This window comes from [Clostridium] polysaccharolyticum (genome assembly GCF_900111595.1).
Taxonomy (GTDB): Bacteria; Bacillota; Clostridia; order Lachnospirales; family Lachnospiraceae; genus Clostridium_AI; species Clostridium_AI polysaccharolyticum.
In genome coordinates this window covers 135,494-156,036 of the sequence record NZ_FOHN01000003.1, presented here as the reverse complement: position 1 = coordinate 156,036, position 20,543 = coordinate 135,494, and the positions used below count along the sequence as shown (strand labels likewise).

The window sequence follows — 20,543 nt, the reverse complement described above, 5'->3', positions numbered from 1 at the left end:
GCATGTATTGACTATCGTATTCAGCACGTTATATGAACTAAGTACATTGTACCTTCTATATGTAAAAACTTTGTGAACAAAACTACACATTTTTATCTTCTGTTTTGTTCTCTTTTTATAGAAATCACACATCTAAATCATTATACCTTACGCAAGGTCTACATACAAATACAAAAACGTATAATATGCGATATTTTAACCTAAAATGAAAACACCGAACTGTTTTTTCAACAATCCGGTGCCATTTACTAATTGTATTCTTTATTCTACTACATCTGTCATATCATACATTCCTGCACCTTTTCCTTTTAGGAACTTAGCCGCAGCCACAGCTCCTTTTGCAAAAATAGCTTTTGAATATGCAGTATGTTTAAACTCAACAACTTCATCTGTACCAGCAAAGATTACTTCGTGTTCACCAACAATCGTTCCACCTCGAACTGCTGAAAGACCAATATCCTTTTTCTTTCGCTTCTCACGAACCTTAGAACGATCATAAACATATTCATATTCATTATTAAGTGCTTCATTGATAGAATCTGCTAACATTAAAGCAGTTCCAGAAGGAGCATCTAATTTCTGATTATGATGTCTTTCTACGATTTCTATGTCAAAATCGTCTGCCAATACCTGTGCCGCTTCTTTTAATAACTTGCTTAAGATAGTAATCCCTAATGACATATTGGCTGATTTAAATACTGCTACTTCTTTTCCTGTTTCCTTTACGGCCTCAATCTGTTTTTCTGATAATCCTGTCGTACATACAACAACAGGTGTACCAGTTTTTTTACAATAAGCAAGCAGTTTATCAATTGCTTTTGGAGAACAGAAATCAATAATGACATCTGCTTCTACATCACAGGAATCAATATCTGTAAAAACCGGATATCCATTTTCCCTGTTATCTACAATATCAATACCTGCTACAATTTCTGCATTTTCATCTTTTCGGACAATATCAGAAATGACCTGACCCATTGCACCGTTACATCCGTGCATTATTATTCTAGTCATAATAAAAACCTTACCTTTCTATCCTTTTTTCTCTGTATCTTAAAAATGATTCTTAACTACAGAATGCCAGCCTTTTTCATTTCCTGCTCTAAAACAGCTGCTTTTTCAGCAGACATTTCCGTTAGAGGAAGACGAAGGCCACCAACATTCATGCCCATTAAATTCAGTGCCTTTTTGACTGGAATTGGATTTACTTCACTAAATAAGCTACGTACTAAGGATAAATATTTCATCTGTAAAGCTAAACTTTCCTGCACATTTCCTGCTAAATAAGATGCAGCCATATCATGTGTTTCTTTTGGCACTACATTAGCAAGTACGGAAATAACACCTTTTCCACCTAATGAAAGAACAGGAACAATCTGATCATCATTTCCTGAGTATAAATCAATTTTTCCATCTGTATAATTCATAACATCTGCTACAAAAGAGATATCTCCTGTTGCTTCTTTAATAGAAGTAATATTTTCATTTTTTTCAAATAATTCTTTTACTGTAGCAGCTTCCATCTTACATCCTGTACGGCTAGGCACATTGTACATAATAACGGGAATGCTGATATTGGAAGCAATTTCTGTATAATGAGCCTTTAAACCCGCCTGAGTTGCCTTATTGTAATATGGTGTCACAATTAAGACTCCATCTGCTCCATCTTTTTGAGCCTGTCTGGATAATTGAACTGCTGTTCGTGTACAGTTAGAACCAGTTCCTGCAATAACTGGAATTCTCTTATTTACAACATCAATACATGCTTTAATTGTTTTGGAATGTTCTTCTTCCGTCATAGTGGAAGATTCACCAGTTGTTCCACAAATGATAATAGAATCTGTACCATTCTTTATCTGAAACTCAATTAATTCTTCTAATTTTTCATAATTAATTTCGCCATTTTCTTTCATTGGTGTAACAATTGCAACACCTGAACCTGTGAATATTGCCATAATTAATCCTCCTATTATTTTCCGATGCAGTATTACCCCTTTTGCCATACTTGCAGTTCTCTCTTATATAGTATAATTTATGATCCTATCCTGCCTATTGACATTAATAAAGCCGACTATTACAGTCGGCTCCTAAAGAAATTTTGCAAAATCAGGCATAATCCTTTAGGTAGCACTCCATCTTAAAAGATGACAGTCACATAATTATTCATTATGTGCCCAGATCCTGCTTTGTAGGTTAGCAAAACCTTCGGCATCGTTTCCTTTTGGCTGCCTTCTGCCACTCCTATCTATGTCCAGCAGCTTACTCATAAAAAATGCGCCTCTACCTTGCTTGAAAATTTTCTTATTATTTTTTTAATGTTAGCACTCTAGTATTACTTTGTCAATACATGTTACTCCTTAATCGGGCGAATTTCAGATATCACATCCACATATTCAGCCAATTCATCAGAGAGGTTGTGGCCAGTCATAACAAGCTGTACATAATCGTCTCTTAATTGAATTAATTTTATTAAGTCCTCTGTCGTAATAATCCCCAGTTCGATAAGACCTAATACCTCATCTAACACTAGCACATCGCAACCACCTGTCTCAATTACTTTTCGTGCAAAATTAAATCCATTAATTATATTTTCTCTTTCTTCGATTTGCTGTTCCTCAGTCAAATTTAAATAAAATTCTTCTTCCTTTTCAAACCGAAACAGCTTTATGTCTGGTTCGAGCTTACTTAAAAAAGAAAACTCTTCTGCATCCTTGCCCTTTAAAAACTGGATAATGATTACTTCATATCCCATACTTGCCGCACGGATACACTGTCCTACCGCTGCTGTCGTTTTTCCTTTTCCAGTTCCGCAATAAACCTGAACTATTTTCTTATTCATCTTAAGCCTCCTGCTGACAACCTGCTATTAGGTTATGTATGACGACTCTGCATAATTGAAACAGTTCTTATTGTATCACAAACGAATAAAAAAATCTATTATTTTTATAGGATTACATCATATAGAAGTATCAATGCTTACTCTTCTCCTAAATATTCAAGCTTGCTAACTGATACCTCATATGCTACACGTCTCTCGACTTCTTCCTCATTAATCTTTTTCTGATATTCCCTGCTCTGGATTCTTCCCCAGATTTGAATATGTCCACCCACTTCAAATTTTTCTGCATAACGGGCATTACGTCCCCAGCAGATACATGGGATATAGTCTGATTTTCCATAAGGCCTGTTTACTGCAAGCAGTAAATCTGCAATTTCTCTTCCCAATGGTGTCTTTCTGTAAATTGGATGTTTGCAGATAAATCCATCTAAAAAGATGTAGTTCGGTTTTTGACTTACATAGTCATCATCACAAATATTAATTTCTCTTACAAAGACAGATAACATTAATCGATTTCTGTTCTCTTCATGGCGGTTATATGAACGGAACTGACCTGTTATTTCGATATTTTTGCCATCTAAACTTTCATTTACATCAACTAATCTGTCCGATATCATTAATGGTATTGTGTCATCTGAATTGCTTAAACGATTTACCTTAACATTTAAGATATAGAATCCCTCACCAAAAACATCATGGCTGTGTTTATAATCCCCTACAACCTTACCTGCAATTGTCACCTGATTGTTTTCAAATATTTTATCTGTCATTATTGTATAACTCCTCTCTTTTTCTGTTTAGCTATGCTAAAATGTATTTCCAATAATTACCTTTATCATTATATGCTTGCCATTTCCTTTTTAGAACAAAAGTCTTGTAAATTTTTTCGTATGTGTTACAATGTTTAAGTTAAAGCTTACACTTGTAAACACAAGGAGGTCGCTATGATAACTACAAGAAAAGATGTAAGAAATATAGCTATTATTGCCCATGTTGATCATGGTAAAACAACACTCGTTGATGAATTACTTAAACAAAGCGGTGTTTTTCGTGCCAATCAAACAGTTCAAGAACGTGTTATGGACTCCAACGATATCGAAAGAGAACGCGGAATCACAATACTTTCAAAAAATACAGCCGTAGTATACAACGACATTAAGATAAATATTGTTGACACTCCTGGACATGCTGATTTCGGTGGTGAAGTTGAACGTGTTCTAAAAATGGTAAATGGTGTTATACTTGTTGTGGATGCCTTTGAAGGGCCAATGCCACAAACTAAGTTCGTTTTAAGGAAGGCATTAGAATTAAATCTTCCTGTTATCGTTTGTATAAACAAAATTGATCGTCCTGAAGCCCGTCCTTCAGATGTGATAGATGAAGTTCTTGAACTTTTCCTCGAACTTGATGCAACCGATGAACAGCTTGACTGCCCATTTATCTTTGCTTCTGCAAAGAGCGGTTTTGCAATGGAAGAACCAGATGGCGAACCTGTAGACATGAAACCATTATTTGAGAAAATAATTGATTATATTCCAGCCCCAACTGGAAATCCAGAAGCGAATACACAAGTTCTTATCAGTACAATTGACTACAATGAATATGTTGGCCGTATTGGTGTCGGCAAAGTAGACAACGGTACTTTAAAAGTTAACCAGGACGTCGTAATCGTAAATCATCATGAACCTGATAAATTTAAAAAGGTTAAGATTAACAAATTATATGAATTTGATGGTCTTAAAAAAGTTGAAGTAGAAACTGCTTCTATTGGTGCAATCGTTGCCATATCTGGCATTGCCGATTTGCACATTGGTGACACGATCTGCTCCCCCGAAAATCCTGTCCCAATTGAATTCCAAAAGATTTCAGAACCAACTATTTCTATGAACTTTATCGTAAACAGCAGTCCATTAGCTGGTAAAGAAGGCAAATTTGTTACTTCAAGGCACTTACGCGAAAGACTCTTTAGAGAACTTAATACAGATGTTTCCCTTCGTGTAGAAGAAACAGAATCTACCGAAAGTTACAAAGTGTCTGGCCGTGGTGAATTGCATCTTTCTGTATTAATTGAAAATATGCGTCGTGAAGGCTATGAATTTGCTGTATCCAAAGCTGAAGTAATTTACAAAAAAGATGAAAACGGACAGCTTCTTGAGCCTATGGAACGAGCATATATTGATGTTCCTGAGGAATTCTCTGGTACTGTTATCGAAAAATTAAGCCAGCGTAAAGGTGAACTTCAAAACATGTCTGCTGCAAATGGCGGATATCAGCGTTTAGAATTCCTTATTCCATCTCGTGGCCTTATTGGTTATCGTGGTGAATTCTTAACAGATACCAAAGGTAACGGAATTATCAACACAATCTATGAAGGCTATGGACCTTATAAGGGTGATATCCAATACAGAAAGACGGGTTCTCTCATCGCATTTGAATCCGGCGAGTCTATCACTTACGGTCTATACAATGCACAAGAACGTGGTGTCTTATTCATTGGACCTGGTGAAAAAGTCTATGGCGGTATGATTATTGGACAAAATGCGAAAGCAGAAGACATTGAAGTCAACGTATGTAAACGTAAACAGTTAACCAATACAAGAGCCTCTGGTTCAGATGAATCACTTCGTCTAACCCCTCCTAAAATATTAAGCTTAGAGCAGGCGCTAGAGTTTATTGATACTGACGAATTACTTGAGGTAACCCCATGTTCCTTAAGAATACGAAAGAAAATATTAGATAGTACAGAACGCTATCGTTCCAAAAAAAATGGTAAATAGTATCTGATATAAAAAAGGTGCTGCAGACTGTAACACCTTTTTTATTATCTCCCACTCGTTACATCTGTTAATTCTTTTGTAATTCTATACAACACTTCTAAAATCCTCTTAGCATCTAGTATCTAGTGAAGTGTGAAATACATAATAACATTATTTACGCGAATATATTGTAACATTTCTATAATGATTTTTCCATATGATAGGAAAAAAAGTGATTGATTTAATTCGCTATATATCGAGCAAATTCGACCTTATTATCTTTATAACGTACATTTATTTACAATTCAACATGATACTTTATTACTAATATTGAATATACTTTCCTTAATCTGTATATGTCAGATGCGACTTCCACCATTTAAAAAAAGCATAACCTCATATTTCTTTCAGGTTATGCTTTAAACACTTGACTTATCAGTCTTTCAAGAGATTTGCCATCTAAATAAGCAAAACTGCCTTTTTTAAATTCTATGACTTTCTCATAATCAAATGTATTCTCATTCAATTTCTGGACCAATTCCTTATTTGAATATACAACAGGTCCTGGCACATAAGACAGATACTCTTCATAAAAACCTCGTCCATTTTTACTAAAACATTCCAGATCATAAGCAAAGAAAATCATAGGACGTTCTAATACAGAATATTCAAATATAATAGAAGAATAGTCTGTAATCAATATATCACTAACAAATAATAATGTATTTATGTCCTGATAATCAGATACATTAATAAATCGTTCGGAATCATCTGTTTTATAATTCTTAGCAACAAAAGGATGCAGCTTTATCAGAAATATCGTCTGTTCATCTGTGTGTTCCCGCAAGTATTGAATATCCAGTTCCATTTTAGGTGCATCCACCTCTTGATCTCGAAAGGTTGGTGCATATAATACAATTCTTTTTCCTTTTAAATCAGGATATTCCGCATAAAACTCATTTTGCTTTCTGTTCTTTATTTCCTCTGAAAACATTTCATCTGTTCTTGGCAATCCCAAAACAAAAACCTTGCTTAAATCTACTCCAAATGCCTGGGCATATTGCTTTTTTGTATATTCAGAATTTACGATTAAGTGAGTTATGGACTGGTTTGCCAGAAACTCTAATCTTTTCACTTCTCCAGCATTCGCATCTTGTCCAAATTTTTTAATCGTGCCAGTTCCATGCCATAGCTGTATAACCTTCACATCCTTATGGAACTTAAGATACGCCATTGGCAAGAATACATTATCTAACAAAACATAAGAAGCCGTAGCCATATGATATGGCTTTGCCAGAAAAAATCCAAAAAATGACTTTATAACGTGCTTCTTTACACCTTCCCGATCGCTTTTCTTCATGTATATATATTGATATTTTGGAAACTGCTTTTTTAACGCTTCCACAACAACGCCCACACTGCTTCCTGGACTGCCATCATGAGTCATCACACAAAATACTTTATTCTTCTTTCGCGGGAACAGACGAAAGAAATAAAAGAATATTGCATATATCCAATATCCAATTTTCTTTTTCATTTTCTTCCTCCTCTATAAGGATTCTATTAATTTAGCAATGTTTGCCGCTGCATTTCCATCATCAAATGTATTAAATTTCTTTGAAAATGCCTCATACTTTTCAGTCCATTGCTCCTTGTTATACGAAAGAATCTGTTCAGCCAGTTCCTCTGTATTCTGAGATACTGGACCCGGAATTTCTTCTAAATAATCAAAGTAAAATCCTCTCAGTTCATCCTTATAAGCCTCTAAATCATATGCAAAGAAGAACATAGGTCTTTTTAAAATACTGTAATCAAACATAACGGAAGAATAATCTGTTATCAGATAATCTGATACCAGATATAAATCTGCTATGTCCGTTTTCGAATCAAAGGAATACACAAATCCCTCAAACTCGGACCAGTCAATTGTATCTTGCACAAGATAATGGCATTTTACAAGTAACACATAATCTTCTGACAGCTGTTCCATAAGTTTATGGTAATCTAATGCCTGATTGAATTTATAGCGGTTATCGCCATAGAACTCATTGTCCCTCCAGGTAGGTGCATATAAAATTACCTTTTTTCCTTCTGGAATTCCATAGTTCTTCTTTATTTCAATAATACTATCCTTGGAATTTCTGGCAAACAGCACATCGTTTCTTGGATAACCATACTCTAACATTTTCTTATGAAAATCAAAACACCTTTCAAACACTTCTGAACTAAAGGAATTTTGTGAAATCAGATAATCCCATGTACTGCTATTTTCTTGGAATTTCTTCTTATACTCTTCTAAGCTAGACTCTCCATCCATATGAATACTGTCCATATCCAATGCAAGTTTTTTCAGGGGTGTCCCATGCCAGGTCTGAATATAACTAGTCCCTTTTCTTTTTACAACAAACTCAGGTAATCTAGAATCACTAACCCAGATCCCTGCAATTGCAAGATAATAAAAATAGAAAAAACGTAGTCTCTTTATTTTTTTAATTTTTCCAGGGATACTAATTTCTGTATTCTCCAGACTATATACGCAATCATATTTTCTATCTAATCCTAGTTCTACGAATTTCTCATAAATAGCCTTAGGATTTCCTGTGTAATTTCTTCCTACGTTACTCTCAAAAAAGATAACATTTTTCTTCACTGGCAATACCTTTCTCATACAGGCATACAGTAAAAGAAAGACATATTTTCCTGATTTCTTTATTATTTTTTTCATAATACACCTATTGAACACAATGACTGATAAATATCTGCTATGGAATCGCAGAAATAAGTTGGCCCAAACTCAGTCTCTTCCAAATCTTCTGGTTTTGCCTCACCAGTAAATACAACCACAGTATCTACAGATGCATTATTTCCGCATGCAATATCTGTATAAAGACGATCTCCTATAACGACCGTTTCTTCTCTGCTAAACCCAGTTGCCTGCAGGCACATATCTATTATTACTGGATTAGGTTTTCCCACATACAAAGGTGTCTTCTTTGTGGCCTTTTCAATAAAATCACAGATTGCACCACAATCAGGAATATAACCAAACCCAACTGGGCATACCAGATCCGGATTCGTTGCGATATAATCCACTTCTCTGGTCTCTAAGAGTTCACAAGCCTTTCTTATCTTTTCATAAGTAAGCTCATTATCAAACCCTACAACTACTGCTTCAATAGATGCTTCAATGTCTTCTGTAACATTAAGGCCAAAACTCCTTAATTCCTGAAGAAAAGAAGCAGTTCCAACAACAAAAATAAGTCCTTCCCTATATTTCTCTTTTAAATACCTAGCCGTAGCATAGGAAGATGTAATAAAACTGGTTTCATCCACATCTACGCCCATTTTTATAAATTTATCCACATAATCACTTATACTCTTTGTGGAATTATTGGTTATAAAAACATACTTCCCTTGTTTTTCCTTTACCCTATGAAAGAAATCCATTGCACCATCTAGCAATACATCGTCAAACCCTACTGTTCCATCTATATCTAAAAGAAACAGCTTCTTACTTATCATTTCATTGGTTAGCTTTTTCATTTTACTGTTTCCCTAAATGAAGGTCATTTTTAATCTTAGTAGTTGAAATTCCTTCAGTTCTTGGAAGATAAACAACCTCACAATAATCTTTTAAGAAATCAAACTGGCCCTTCCAGTCATCTCCCATGACAAACACATCTACCTGGTTATCCTGAACATCCTTAATTTTCTGTTCCCAAGTGTACTCAGGAATTACTTCATCTACATACTTAATTGCCTCTAAAATAATTTTACGATCTTCATAACAATGATATGCTGTTTTATGTTTTAATGCATTAAACTCATCAGAAGACAGTACTACAATCAGATAATCTCCTAGTTCCCTTGCCCTTCTTAATAAGTTAATATGCCCTACGTGTAGTAAATCATAAGTTCCATAAGTAATTACTTTTTTCATTTTATCTTTTCCCTTCTTGTTATATTCGCATATAATGCAACTTAAAAGAGTGGGATTGTATTTAACCCCACTCCTGCTTACATGAATTATTCCCGAATCCTGTTCAGTGCACTAAAGACTGCCCTTATGGAAGCCCTTGTAATATTGGAACTAATACCAACTCCATATGTTACTTTTTTTGTATCCATATCCAGCATGCAGATATATGCTGCTGCCTGTGCGTTTGAACCAGAATTTAATGCATGTTCGGTGTAGTCTAATATCTTAATATTAACCCCTTCTGCCTTTTCTAAACAGCTTTTTACAGCGTCAATAGGTCCATTGCCTGTTGATTCTGCTGTCTTCTCTTCTCCATGGTTCGTATACACCAATGTAAGTTTTGTATCATAATTATCACTTGTATCTGAAACATCTTCAAGTTTTCCTCTTCTAAAATGCAGAGGTTCTTTTTTATCAATATACTGTGCTTTGAATTCAGCCATAATCGTATCAGGTGCAACTTCTCCTTGACGCTCTGCAATTACCTGAATTACATCCGCAAACTCTTTATGCATGCCTTTTGGAAGCTTAAACCCAAAATAGGTATCCATAACAAATGCAACTCCACCTTTTCCTGACTGACTATTAATTCGCACAATTGGTTCATATTCTCTTCCCAAATCTGAAGGATCAATTGGTAAATAAGGTACTTCCCATTGTTCCTGTCCTCTATCCGCCATAGCTTTCACGCCTTTATTAATTGCGTCCTGATGTGAACCTGAAAATGCTGTAAACACTAATTTTCCCGCATATGGGTGACGGATATGTACTGGTATCTTATTACAACGTTCATATATTTCAATAGACTCGTTCACATTTTCTAAATCCAGCTCTGGATTGATACCTTGTGAAAACATGTTATATGCTATGTTTAAAATATCTACGTTACCTGTTCGTTCTCCATTGCCAAACAAAGTACCTTCTACTCGGTCAGCTCCTGCCAGCAAAGCAAGTTCTGCTGCTGCTACTGCTGTACCTCTGTCGTTATGAGGATGTACACTTAAGATAATAGCTTCTCGATTTTCAAAATTCCTTGACATCCATTCGATCTGATCTGCATACACATTCGGCGTGTTCATTTCAACTGTTGCAGGCAAGTTAATAATAACAGGTTTTTCTTTAGAACCTCCCCACGTACGCACTACGGTATCACATATATCCAATGCAAAATCAAGTTCTGTCCCCGTAAAACTTTCTGGAGAATATTCTAATACTAAGTTTCCATCAAAGTCTTCTGCATACTCTTTTACCCAATTGGTACCGTCTATGGCAATTTGTTTAATTTCTTCCTTATCCATATTAAATACAACATCTCTCTGTAACGTAGAGGTTGAATTGTAAATATGAACAATAACATTTTTAATTCCTTGAATGGATTCAAATGTCCTTTTGATTAAATGTTCACGGCACTGTACCAGCACCTGCACTGTCACATCATCTGGAATCAAGTTGCGTTCTACTAACTGTCTAAGAAAGTCATATTCTATCTGAGATGCAGATGGGAAACCAATCTCAATCTCCTTAAATCCGATTTTAACTAAATAGTTGAAAAATTCTATCTTTTCTTCCACTACCATAGGTTCAATTAATGCCTGGTTACCGTCTCTTAAATCCACACTGCACCATACTGGTGCTTTCTGAATCTCATTATTAGGCCATTGGCGGTCTGGCAAATCAACTACTGGCACTCGTTTATATCTTTTAAAATTTAACATCTTAATCTACTCCTTCTTATCGCTGTACATTTATTATTAAACCAGTCTTTTACACTGATATTTTAGAGTCGATAAACCACACTGTACATTTTGATAATAAAGAGCGTTATACTGTCAATTCTAGCCCCATTCGAATCACTATCCTTTTCCTTTTTTGTTGCGTACTTCATTATATCACCACATTTTTTATTCCGCAACCCTTTATCTTCCTTTCACACTATCTAGCAATGGTTCTCCCAAGCCCTGTTCCACAAGTTCTTTTAAAGCCGCTAACGCTTCCTCTTCGTCCTCACCCTCACATATAATCTGAAAATGGCTTTTATATCTTAGCCCTATTGCCAGCACTCCTAATACACTTTTTCCATTCACTCTGTTCTCACCACATTGAATTGTAATGGAAGAGGTGTATTTTAGTGCTTCTGTGCAAAACCTTCCTGCTGGGCGAAGATGCAATCCATTCGGATTAGGCAATATCATTTCTGCACTTACCATATAACTCCCCTCCTAAATAATCTAATCCCCTTATAACCCATCTAAATTTGCACAAATCAGTCTTTGCACTATTCTTTTTCTTTATCCTCTTCTTCAACCGGTGTCTCTGATGGCTCAGCCGGTGTCTGGGATGGCATTGCTGACGGCTCAATGTCTGGTGCCACAATGGGTTTGTCTTCCATTTCATTTTTAGGTGGCTTTTGGGATATAACTGGTCTTTCATCTGCCCCTAATACAACCTTTATAGGAATTATCACCGCAGATACTTGTGTTATTCCTGTTGGCAGATTCAGTTTTAATTCAAGTCGGTATCTTCCTGCTGAAAGATTTCCAAGATCCAGCACAGGATTTAAATCCTCCACATTCAGTTTATCAATCTTTCCTTCTAAGCCTGCTAACTTTATACTATATACCCTATTCGGATTAACAAACTCTGTTCCCAAACCATCTTCTAAATTTTCAAACTGTATATCACTTTCTGCAATAGAAAATGTTCTTTCCACTAATTTCTCTATGGTTACTTTTACAACAAGATTTTCAAGTTCCGGATCCACTACCGATACTCCATAACCAAGTAACAGGTCATGAACCGAAATGGTGTACTCTTCATCCTTTTTCAGCCCACTTATATTCAACGGTATAGGTAACTCGTTAATCGCTTTCAGCTTATCGCTCTCACCTTTTACTTCAATTTCCTGTGGTTCAAATGCAGCCCCCGCATACTCATATCCCAAAGCTGCTTTCCCCACTGTCTCAATCACAACTGGGATAACTTTTGTATTTAATATTGTTATCTTTGCAGTTACTTCATTATATGAGAATTTCAACTTATCAGCTAGAATCTCAACCCCATTCCTGTTATATGCTTTTGGCACAACTGCCCTTGTAATATCCTTATTAGCTCCGTTAATGTCTACCGATACCCGAATGTCATAAATTTTCTCTATTATAGATTCAGCACCAGATACATCTATCATGACTGGCGAAACTTCGGCTTTCCCAAAAGCATAACCTGGCGCACAGGTACCTACTGGATCTACCTTAATTGAAAATCTCTCTTTCACAATATCCTCTAAGGATATTCTTACGGTGCTGACTTTTCCCATTACAATGTCTATGTCCTGAGTTTTCGTACACTCTACATTTATTTTTACAGTGTCAAATGGTGCTGTAAGCTGTGACAAATCAGCAGTTGCTATAAAATCTGTTTTTTTCAGCTTCTCTATCTGGCTACGTTTTCCAGAAACAGAAAAATCAACTGTATCACCTGAAATAATATCAAACGCTTTATTTTTTGAAGTTAATGTACTCTCATTTAGAATCTGAACAGGTATATTTGTAAACGATCTTACCTTTACTGGATCCTCAATATTAACAATTACAATCCATAAAAACGTTGCCAGACAGATTGACAAAATTTTAATCCCTAGATTATTGAGCAGTTTTTCCTTCATCCTTCTGTCTCCCCTTCCACAACTTACGTTTTTTCTTAGTTTCCGTACTTGCTCCAGATAACTGCTTCAGCTTGCTCTTAAGATAGTCTCCATCTACACCACGGATTAACTCGCCTTCCAACGCAATAGAAACATTTCCAGTCTCTTCTGAAACAATAATCGTAAGGCTGTCTGTAACCTCACTGATACCTACTCCAGCACGATGTCTGGTCCCTAGTTCTTTGCTAAGTGCCATATTATCAGACAATGGCAAGTAACATGTTGCGGCAGTAATTCGATTTTCCCGTATAATAACAGCTCCATCATGAAGAGGGGTATTATGCTCAAATATATTTATCAGAAGCTGGCTGCTAATAACAGAATCCAAGACAATTCCTGTCCTTTCGTATTCCTGTAAAGGAACTTCATTCTGCAATACAATTAAAGCTCCCGTCTTAGTCTTCGCCAGTTCAAAAGTAGCCTTTACAATATCGTTTATAATCTTTGTTTCACTTTTCTCACTTTTTTCTCTGGTATCATCGAATGGCATAAGCGAACGGAAAATGTCTTTTCTTCCGATTTGTTCTAATGCACTTCTAATCTCTGGCTGAAACACAATAACAACTGCAGTAGTAAGGAATGTAATTGAATTACTGAAAATCCACAAAATTGCACTCATATCGAGAATAACTGCAATTACCCAAAATACAAGAAGAACAATAATACCTTTTACAAGCATCCATGCTCTAGTTGTCTTTATCCATATAATAATGTGATATAAAGCAAATGCAATAATGATAATTTCAAAAATATCAATCGGAGTCACATCTGGAAGAATCAATCCTCCAAAATACTTGCTCATAAAGTTCTTAATGGTTTCCATCCTTACCTCTTTCCATGGCACTTGCCATTCCAATCAACCCGTTCCAATTACCGCTCTAACTCTTCCACTGACTCAGATATAGCATCGTCAGCCTTATCATGGTTTTCTCCATTAATTCTTTTTACATCTTTTTTCGGTACTGTAATTTTCACTTTTGGTACTGCCTTTACATAATAGTAATAATCATCATCTTCAAACTGCGTAAATTCTACAGTGGAATAATCAAGGTTTAACCTAAAAAACTGTATTATCAGGACAATCACCCCTGAAACAGCACTTCCTGCAATGATAAATGTCAGATTCATTGCAACAGTAAGTATCAGTCCACCAATCAAAAATGCTAATACATTTGCTAACGCTCCCACAAGTATTGCAAAATGAAACGCATAATCTATAGACAGATTCCGTATAAAATATGTCAGCAGCAAAGTAACGCCAAATACTATAATAACAAGTATCATTTCCTTATTGCTAATGACATGATCAACTACATATTTATATACTCCTAAAATATCTTCAACTGAAGTTCCGTTTGCGACAAGGTTCGCTCCCTTAATAATCTTAAACAAATAGTATACGATAATTCCACAACTCATCGGAATAATAGATAAAGGTCCTGCTATTAATCCTAATAAAATAGGAACTGCAAATGGAACCTTCAATAAGTAAAGAATTGGAACCGCCAGCACAACATATCCTGAATTTTTCATAAAACGTATACAAAGGAAATATAAAATCAAAAACAGCATAATTAAAATAACAGATAATGCAACAGATACATAATATACATGAACTGCGGTAAATAATGCTGCCATTAAAACTAGAACCGTAGATGGCAAAAAGGCTCCCACTATTGATAAGGCCATAACAGCCAAACCATTGTTAAGTCTCTGGTCGTAACCTATATTTTGATTAATTAATGTAAATACTATGAATGCAATAATAAATTTAAATACAGGCCAAATAAACCTTCCATATTTCGCATAAAAATGGTTGAGTTTTTCTTTGAACTCCAATAAATTCGTCATCCGGTTCCTCCTACTTCAACTCACTTTCTTCTTCACATAAGAGTTTTAGAGTCTTTAAATTTTTTTTATACTTTTTCATCTTCTTTCTGGATCTTTCGTATCGAAAGCAACTGACTATTCCCGTAATAAAGGAATAAAATAAAAGCAGAAACAGATAGCCTGTCAGAATATATACTCCAACTGATTTATATGCGATACTTGTAATATTATCTAATATATACTCTGACTGATATACAAATACAGCAAGCAGAATCAGTACATATCCCAGCGTGACACAAAGCATTGATTTTAATATCTGGTATCGAATATAATCTATTTTATAATACCGGTCTATTTTTATTTCTTCTTTTCCTTCATACTCTTCAAATAAAGAAAGCCTGGTCATTAATCTGATTTTTTTCTCATTTAACATATTCCACCTCCAAGGGCATCATTTTTAAGTATAACATATTAACAGCTTAATTTCGAGACCCTATTTCAAGATTAGTGAAATATTAGACAAATAAATTTCACTGCCTTTTTTAATGAAGCAATTCCGATTATAGAGAAAAGAAGGCAGCAGGCTATTTGAATACGTTAGTAATTTCCCACTGCAGATGTAATAAAACGTATATGTTGTAATATTTTTTAAGTAACTGGTAATCAAGCTTTGTAAGCTTCTATCAGCATTTTTCTAAATTCTTCTTCAGGTACTGGTCTTGAAAAATAGTATCCTTGCAGATAAGTCACATCCATTTTTTCAATCATGTTCTTCACCGAACTGTTTTCAACCCCTTCTACAATCGACATGCAGTTTAACTTCTTACATAAAGAAAGAAGGCTTTCTATAATAATGTAGTCAATCTCATGTCCCTCATTCGCTAAATCCTTAACAAAAGAGTGCTCGATTTTAATATAATTTACTGGAAGATATTTTAACATTTCCATAGAGGAATATGCTGTTCCAAAATCATCTAATGCAATAGTAAATCCATATTCTCTTAAACGCCTGAACGCAATCGCAAGACTTTCCGGTTCCTGAACCTGGCAGCTCTCAGTCAGTTCAATGATGATCTTTTGTGGATCTGCATCAATTTCCCGTACTTTCTGAAACAGGATATCTACAAAGTTCTCGTCCATAAACTGCTGATAAGATACATTGAAACTTAAATGAAAATCAGGATAAAACATTTGCCATTTTTTCTGATACCATAGTGCCTGCTCCATTACCCAATATCCCACATCCCGAATATCTCCATGATCTTCCAGTACCTTTATAAATTCGCTTGGACAAGAATCCTTTATATGGTCACCTTTCCATCTTAATAATGCCTCACATCCTCCAATGTTATTCGTTGTCTTTTCATAAAGCGGCTGAAAATACAATTCAAATCCTTTAAAACCAGAACGAATACTGTTTTTCAAATCTTCACACAGCAGTTGAGCCCTTTTTTGCATATCTGCTATCTCCTGATTAAAAACAACTATTCCCCCTCTGCAGTTTTTCTTTGCATACTCAAGCGAATGTTCCAGATTGTTAATCAAACCTTCTTTTTCCCTGCCCTCCTCAGGATAAAAAGTTACACCACCTGAAACTCCAAGACGGAGCTGATGCTTATGATTCTCATCAAAAACTGCTAATTCTTCGCTAATTTTCTGAAAAAGCTGCTTCGCCCCTTTTAGTTTCATTTCAGGACACACAAGCATAAATTCATCCCCACTAAATCGGTAAATGGAATATTTGTCTTCTCCCAGACTTATCAATCTTTTAGAAAATTCAACAAGTACCTTATCCCCATACTCATAACCATGGCTTGAAACAATCTTTCGAAACTCATCAATGCAGATTAACAGGAGTGCCCCTTGTTCCATTCCTAACTCACATTGAAAGAATTCATCCAGTTTCATTAATCCTGTTAAAGCATCATATTTACTATAACTGTCAATCCTAGTCAGAATGCCTGCAAATAGAACTGGCTGATCCTCTTGGTCTGTAATCACACTGCCTCGGCATTCCACCCACACATACTCATTATACTTATTTTTAACCCTGTACCTGCAGTCATGTTTTGATTTTCCTCCCTCGAAAACCTCTCCAATATCCTCCATATACTTTTTTTTATCATCTGGATGCACTCTCGACTGCCACATATTTGCCGAATCCTTTACATACTCTCCTGGCAAGCCAAAATATTCTACCGCATTTTTTGACCATCTAGCCAAATCCGTCCGAAAATCTGAAACATAAATGTAAACATATTCGGAAGCTGTTGCAAAAGCTTCATACAACTTATTATCTAATATACTCTCCATACTCATACCTTCCATTACATTTTTTAAAAATTCCAACTTTTTAAATTGTAATATCTATAATGTAAATTGAAATTCTACTACTAAGTTCCTCTCTCTTACTAGCAGGTCCTTTTTTAGTAATTCAAATTTATGTACAAATTTTGCTCTGTACTTATTTTAACATACTAAAAATACTAAGTCATCATAAAAAGTCTCATACTTACGGTAAATACCATAAATATGAGACTTTAGTATTACTTTACGTCTTATTTTTCAATTTCTTCCAATGTAATATTATCAATGTAAATATTATGTGTTGTTTTAATTTGTTTTCCATCAACAGCTCCCATGGAAAATGATAATCTTGATGCAGCATCAGATGCACTTTCCATTGTAAATTCCACATTGAATTTCTGGTAAGAAGATGTCAAATCAGCTAGCTTGGAAGTTGAATAGGATGTCCAGTCATTATCACTGCTTCCGTTATGTCCGATGTTATAAACAATCTTACGTCCACCAGCTAAATCTGTCTTAGCTTCAAATGTAAGTTTATATGTTTTGCCTTTTACCAAATTAATACCATCTTGCATTAACTGTACTTTCCAGTCTTGATCCCCAGTGTCTTTAATTTCAAATGCAGCTGCCTGATTTTCTTTCTGACTATCTACTGTATAAGAAACCGAAGAAGAAATTCCACCATCTGCAAATGGTGTCCAGCCTACAAAATCACTTATAAAATCTCCATTTACAAGTAATGCATCATCTGCAAGTCTAACATTATCAATGTAAGCAGGGCCTGCAGTACCAAGTGCAAATATTAAATCTTTGTTTGCTAACTTGTCACCCGTTTCCACTTTGAATTTAAATTGCTTTTTGACTGTTGTTAAGTTTATTTTAAATGTTTTTCCTGCTACCCTTACTTCAGCAGTTTTAGCTTTTTCTGCATAACCATCAAAGGTTAAAAGGTAGGACTTATTTGCTGAGATAGCAACATCTTGTTTTACTAATACGTCATTTAATTTTGCTGTACTTGGTGCAGTTACTTTTAATTCACGTCTTCCCTCAACATTTGTTACTTCAACCGAAGTTCCTGCTGCCTTTTTTACAGTCCAGTATAACATTCTATCTGAACCTTCTTGGAACTCTCCATTATATACATAGTTTCCATCCATTAAAACAGTTTTTGCTGGAGGCTTAATTTCCGTCTGTCCAGTTTTAACTAATTTTACATTGCTGATATAAACAGCTGCTTTGGAGCCTTGATTTCCTAAATTGAACTCTAAACGGCCATTTGCATCATCATCCTGTTCCATAGTGAAGTCAAATGAATAAGGCTTTGATTCTTTTGTTAATTCAACCTTTGTATCATTAAAATAACGTACATAACTTCTATCTGGACCAGAAACATCTGCAATCATGGTACGTGCTTCATCCGCATATGCATCAAATGTTAATTTATACTGTCCGCCTTTTTTCATTGGGAGATTTGGCTGTACAATCTGCACAGAATAATCTACTGAACCAGCATCCTCTGTTTTAATTACCATTTTTCCATCTTCTAATATAACTTTACCAGCACCGCCATTGGCATATTTTTCGCCCCATCCAATATCATCTGCTAATTCTTCCTGTTTGGAAAAATCACCATTTACAATATAGTTGCCATTCCCATCAGGATCTCTTAATACTACTGGTGGTTTTTCTGGTTTCTTAACATTTTCATCGTATTTTGCTTTTTGATATACTTTTACGTAATCAATCATAAATTTGGCATTGTCAAAGTTTGTTGTAGCATCTGGATTACCTGGCCAGTTTCCACCTACCGCTAAGTTAAACTGAAGATAGAAATATTGATCAAATGGTGCTGGAAATGTTACTTCCCCTTTCCCTTCTGTTGCTGTATACCAGTCAGTTACTTTTTTTACCAAATGACCGTCTACATAGAAGCACATGTAGCTTGGTTCCCATTCTAACTCGTAGACATGGTAACTATCTGCAAAGCTGCCTTTTTCTAATTTGTAAACACCCTGCTGTTCATTGTGAGGGTTGCCATAGTGAATCGTAGAATAATGAACATCAGGCTCATGTCCTAAAAGTTCCATAATATCGATTTCTCCACATCTTGGCCATTGGCCATAGAAGTTTTCTTCTCTAGGCATCATCCAGATAGCAGGCCATAAACCTTGTCCTTCTACCCCTTTGGCTTTGATAACAAATTTACCATATTTAAAATCCTGTTTCTTTTGTGAAGTAACTTTACCTGATGTATACCAGTCTACTTCTTTTCCATCTACAGTCTTTTTTGTTTTATTGGCTTTAATAACAAGTTTTCCATCTTTTACATAAATATTGTCTTTTGAATCTGTATACTCCTGTAACTCATTATTAACCCATCCTGGTTCATGTGTTTCATAGTTCCAGTTCTTTTTATTTAACTCTGTTCCATTGAAATCATCCTGGAATACCAGTTTGTAAGCATTTGGGGCACTTACTTTTACAGTGCAGGTTCTGCTCTTGCAGCTTCCATCTAATGTTTTTACTTTAATAGCAGCTGTACCAGTACCTTTAGCTGTAATCTTTCCTGTTGAAGTTACAACAGCCACTTTTGTATTAGAAGAAACGTAACTCACTTTTTTATATGTAGCATTGCTTGGCTGAACAGATGCTGTTAATGTATAAGAATCTCCTTTTACTAAAGATACTGAACTCTTACTTAATTTAACCCCTGTAATAGGAGTTCCAACTTTTACTGTAATACTGTCTTTTTTCTTATTATTTGCTGTTACAGTAATTTTTGCTGTACCATTCTTTACTGCTTTTAACTTTCCTTTTGACGATACAGTAACTGCTTTTTTGTTACTGCTTGTAAATTTTACTGCTTTATCTGTTGCATTGACTGGTGATACCTTATGTTTAAGAGAATAAGCTGCACCTTTTTTTAAAACTAAAACTGCTGTTACTGGTCTAGTAATTTCTACTTTTGTAACACTTACTTTTTTCTTTGCTGCTGCACTAACATCTGTATTAGTTAAGCTAAACACCAAAGCAAGAGACATTAAAACTGCAATTTTCTTAATCCATGTTCTCTTCATTTCTATGTACCTCCTTCATAGTATGGATCCAGTCTATCATGTTTAGTTTTATACA

17 protein-coding genes and 1 riboswitch are annotated in these 20,543 nt (G+C 35.2%); of the genes, 1 reads left to right on the top strand and 16 read right to left on the bottom strand.

Annotation, left to right across the window (positions count from 1 at the left end):
* Positions 1-261: 261 nt before the first annotated feature.
* The 4 genes from dapB to BMY85_RS03065 form a co-directional block, all read right to left on the bottom strand.
* A complete protein-coding gene (gene dapB, locus BMY85_RS03080) occupies positions 262-1,014 on the bottom strand; it encodes a 4-hydroxy-tetrahydrodipicolinate reductase (protein WP_092476344.1) in 753 nt (250 codons plus the stop codon).
* A 56-nt stretch (positions 1,015-1,070) separates the two neighbouring features.
* Positions 1,071-1,955, bottom strand: coding sequence for a 4-hydroxy-tetrahydrodipicolinate synthase (gene dapA / locus BMY85_RS03075; RefSeq protein WP_092476341.1), 885 nt, complete (start codon positions 1,953-1,955; stop codon positions 1,071-1,073).
* 162 nt (positions 1,956-2,117) lie between these two features.
* A riboswitch (Lysine riboswitch) is annotated at positions 2,118-2,291 on the bottom strand.
* 59 nt (positions 2,292-2,350) lie between these two features.
* Positions 2,351-2,839, bottom strand: a complete 489-nt coding sequence (locus tag BMY85_RS03070; RefSeq protein ID WP_092476338.1) for a cob(I)yrinic acid a,c-diamide adenosyltransferase — start codon at positions 2,837-2,839, stop codon at positions 2,351-2,353.
* A 137-nt stretch (positions 2,840-2,976) separates the two neighbouring features.
* A complete protein-coding gene (locus tag BMY85_RS03065) occupies positions 2,977-3,609 on the bottom strand; it encodes a single-stranded DNA-binding protein (protein WP_092476335.1) in 633 nt (210 codons plus the stop codon).
* Between the two features lie 174 nt (positions 3,610-3,783).
* On the opposite strand from BMY85_RS03065, the gene typA reads away from it, so the two are divergent.
* On the top strand, positions 3,784-5,616 hold the full coding sequence (gene typA, locus BMY85_RS03060) for a translational GTPase TypA (RefSeq protein WP_092476331.1): 1,833 nt from the start codon (positions 3,784-3,786) through the stop codon (positions 5,614-5,616).
* Between the two features lie 391 nt (positions 5,617-6,007).
* Here the strand turns inward: typA and BMY85_RS03055 are convergent, their stop codons facing one another.
* From BMY85_RS03055 to BMY85_RS03000, 12 genes are all read right to left on the bottom strand, one after another.
* Positions 6,008-7,132 carry a CDP-glycerol glycerophosphotransferase family protein gene (locus BMY85_RS03055; RefSeq protein WP_092476328.1) on the bottom strand — a complete coding sequence of 375 codons (1,125 nt, stop codon included), beginning with the start codon at positions 7,130-7,132 and terminating at the stop codon, positions 6,008-6,010.
* 12 nt (positions 7,133-7,144) lie between these two features.
* On the bottom strand, positions 7,145-8,320 hold the full coding sequence (locus BMY85_RS03050) for a CDP-glycerol glycerophosphotransferase family protein (RefSeq protein WP_092476326.1): 1,176 nt from the start codon (positions 8,318-8,320) through the stop codon (positions 7,145-7,147).
* Positions 8,317-9,138, bottom strand: a complete 822-nt coding sequence (locus BMY85_RS03045) for an HAD-IIA family hydrolase (protein ID WP_242939660.1) — start codon at positions 9,136-9,138, stop codon at positions 8,317-8,319. The genes BMY85_RS03050 and BMY85_RS03045 overlap by 4 nt, the downstream gene beginning before the upstream one ends.
* Position 9,139: 1 nt before the next feature.
* Positions 9,140-9,535 carry a glycerol-3-phosphate cytidylyltransferase gene (gene tagD / locus BMY85_RS03040; protein WP_092476324.1) on the bottom strand — a complete coding sequence of 132 codons (396 nt, stop codon included), beginning with the start codon at positions 9,533-9,535 and terminating at the stop codon, positions 9,140-9,142.
* Positions 9,536-9,621: 86 nt separating this feature from the next.
* The gene (gene leuA, locus BMY85_RS03035; RefSeq protein WP_092476321.1) at positions 9,622-11,289 is read right to left on the bottom strand and encodes a 2-isopropylmalate synthase; all 1,668 of its coding nucleotides are present in this window, start codon (positions 11,287-11,289) and stop codon (positions 9,622-9,624) included.
* 201 nt (positions 11,290-11,490) lie between these two features.
* Positions 11,491-11,781 (bottom strand): HPr family phosphocarrier protein, encoded by a 291-nt coding sequence (locus tag BMY85_RS03030; RefSeq protein WP_092476319.1) that lies wholly within the window; start codon positions 11,779-11,781, stop codon positions 11,491-11,493.
* A 68-nt stretch (positions 11,782-11,849) separates the two neighbouring features.
* Positions 11,850-13,235 (bottom strand): CdaR family protein, encoded by a 1,386-nt coding sequence (locus BMY85_RS03025; protein WP_092476316.1) that lies wholly within the window; start codon positions 13,233-13,235, stop codon positions 11,850-11,852.
* Positions 13,213-14,097, bottom strand: a complete 885-nt coding sequence (cdaA, locus tag BMY85_RS03020) for a diadenylate cyclase CdaA (RefSeq protein ID WP_092476314.1) — start codon at positions 14,095-14,097, stop codon at positions 13,213-13,215. The genes BMY85_RS03025 and cdaA overlap by 23 nt, the downstream gene beginning before the upstream one ends.
* 47 nt (positions 14,098-14,144) lie before the next feature.
* Entirely contained in the window at positions 14,145-15,125 is a 981-nt protein-coding gene (locus BMY85_RS03015; protein ID WP_092476310.1) for a hypothetical protein, read from the bottom strand.
* Between the two features lie 10 nt (positions 15,126-15,135).
* The gene (locus BMY85_RS03010) at positions 15,136-15,537 is read right to left on the bottom strand and encodes a hypothetical protein (protein ID WP_092476308.1); all 402 of its coding nucleotides are present in this window, start codon (positions 15,535-15,537) and stop codon (positions 15,136-15,138) included.
* 230 nt (positions 15,538-15,767) lie between these two features.
* The gene (locus BMY85_RS03005; RefSeq protein WP_177180597.1) at positions 15,768-17,417 is read right to left on the bottom strand and encodes a bifunctional diguanylate cyclase/phosphodiesterase; all 1,650 of its coding nucleotides are present in this window, start codon (positions 17,415-17,417) and stop codon (positions 15,768-15,770) included.
* Between the two features lie 245 nt (positions 17,418-17,662).
* Positions 17,663-20,488, bottom strand: a complete 2,826-nt coding sequence (locus tag BMY85_RS03000) for a carbohydrate binding domain-containing protein (protein WP_092476303.1) — start codon at positions 20,486-20,488, stop codon at positions 17,663-17,665.
* Between the last annotated feature and the right edge of the window lie 55 nt (positions 20,489-20,543).